Origin of the sequence: Streptomyces calidiresistens (assembly GCF_014141525.1) — a bacterium.
GTDB lineage: Bacteria > Actinomycetota > Actinomycetes > Streptomycetales > Streptomycetaceae > Streptomyces > Streptomyces calidiresistens.
This window is the reverse complement of the sequence record NZ_VKHS01001498.1, coordinates 1-546: the sequence shown is the minus strand read 5'-3', so window position 1 is coordinate 546 and position 546 is coordinate 1. Positions and strand designations below refer to the sequence as shown.

The 546-nt window shown below is 72.0% G+C and carries 1 protein-coding gene; it reads right to left on the bottom strand.

Annotated elements, in window-relative coordinates; genetic code table 11:
• Positions 1-546: S8 family serine peptidase (locus tag FOE67_RS28005; protein ID WP_182667591.1), on the bottom strand; the 546-nt coding region annotated here is incomplete at both ends.

The window sequence follows — 546 nt, the reverse complement described above, 5'->3', positions numbered from 1 at the left end:
AATCCAGCGCGCCGACGGTGAGCGCCGCCTCGGCCGTGGCGGGGGCGCGCAGGGACGCGGTGAACGGACCCTCGTTGCCGGCGGCGACGACGAACAGGGTGTCGCTCTGCGCCGAGAGCCGCTCCAGGGCCTCTTCCCAGGCGTGAATCTGGTCCGTAACCCGTTCACCGAGGCTCATGTTGACGATGTCGGCGCCCTGCTCGACGGCCCATTCCATGCCGGCGATGACACCGGACTCCACGCCGGTGCCCGAGCCGCCGAGCACTTTGACGTCGAGGAGGTCGGCGCCGGGCGCGACTCCGGTGTACAGCCCGTCGGAGGCGGCACCGGTGCCCGCGACGGTGGAGCCGACATGGGTGCCGTGGCCGAAGAGGTCGCCGATCTCCGGGGAGTCGGTGAAGTTGACCTGCTTCACCACCCGGTCGGCGAGGTCGGGGTGGGTGGCGTCGATGCCGGTGTCCAGGATCGCGACGGTGACACCCTCGCCGTCCAAACCGAGTTCCCGGGCGGCCGGGGCCCCGATCCGGGCCGGGCCGCTGTTCAGGG